At 33.1% G+C, this 1,447-nt stretch carries 1 protein-coding gene; it reads right to left on the reverse strand.

Going from position 1 to position 1,447, the window contains the following annotated elements; translation table 11 throughout:
* Positions 1 to 427: 427 nt before the first annotated feature.
* On the reverse strand, positions 428 to 1,447 hold a 1,020-nt coding region (locus ABXH34_RS09735; protein ID WP_353571686.1), incomplete at its 5' end, for a glycosyltransferase.

Below are 1,447 nucleotides of genomic sequence, written 5' to 3' on the forward strand. Positions count from 1 at the left end.
AGACAGAATTCTATGTTTATTATATATAATAGCTTCCAAAATATTGATAAGAGGTTTGTCCAAGATATAATTCAAATAAAGCAAAACTGAAAGGAAGTATTAAAGGTAAGAAAAAAGCTTTGTGTAAAGAGCGTGGGTATCATTTTATATTGGAAAAATCAGATTATTTTGTAGAATAAAGGCAGTTAAGTGTGCTGGAAATGATAGATGCACTGCTGTTAGAAAGAATGAGTTTAACCGCGATAGCAAGAGTGGTAAAGGTTAGTGAAAGGTGGTTACAGGGCAATTGCATTAAAATTTAATTCCTTTAAAATCAATCAAATAAAAAGTAGAAAGGGTGTTTTTTCACAAGATATAAAACACCATATTTTAATGCGATTGCCCTGATCTAATAAGTAATTTATGGGAAATTTCTACTTTTATTGATCTATACTTTTGCATTGTATAAAAGCTGCTCAATTTTATTCGTTATTTCAAAGATCGCATTGTTTCTAAATCGAGTGACACTGGCTTTAAAGCGATCATGCTCTGAATTGAGTCGCTGGATTTGTTGATTGAGCTGTGCAGCTGTATTAAATTGCAAGCCATAACCTTGTTGTTCTAACCAAGGTGCATTTTCAGCTTCATGCAAAATAACCCGACTCACATCTAACAAGAGTGGCAAATTAAGGGCAAGCCCCTCCATAATAACGCCCGGTCCTGGCTTTCCAACCAAAAAATCAGCAAGCTGCATATAATAAGGAATTTCGGTACTGTAGCCGATAACCACTTTTTTATAGTTTGTTTTAAGATGAGAGAGCCGATTTTTTAATTCTTCATTTCGGCCACAAATAAATATAAATTGAGCTTCAACATTCAAACGATCAAGCTGTTGTGCCAGTTTAAAAATACGATTAGGCGCACAGCCACCATATAAAAACAATCCAGTGGGTCGATCTTTTTTCAAACCTAACTTTTTATATTCTGATTGAATATCAATTGCTTGTGGTTTTAAAAAACGAGGGTCGATCACATTTCCAGATAATTGCATCAACTTATCTTTATCTAAATTGTAATGCAAAGCTTGCTGATAACCTTTTTTTGTACCTGATGCCATCAGTGTATTTTTATCTTTAACAAACCAAGTTGCTGGCACGAACCATTTCCAAAACCAAGATTTTTCCTCATATTGAAATAAATCAGTCTGAATAATTAAAAATGGATAGGATTGATTCATTGTATTGACCGCAGCGATGATGGCATTATTTAATAGTGGGATCACTGAAATGACTAAATCAGGTTGTTCCTTTTCAAATAAGTCTGTTAAACGTTTAACAAAGGTTTTTTTATTAGGAATGAGAAAGGTGAAATAAACAGAGATAAAAAAAAATCGATAGAATAGATGTGAGGCTTCGTTTTGCAGGATATATTTATTTTCTTCATCCTGAAACAGAAGAGAAGATTTTAG

This window comes from Candidatus Albibeggiatoa sp. nov. BB20 (genome assembly GCA_016744725.1).
Classification (GTDB): domain Bacteria; phylum Pseudomonadota; class Gammaproteobacteria; order Beggiatoales; family Beggiatoaceae; genus Albibeggiatoa.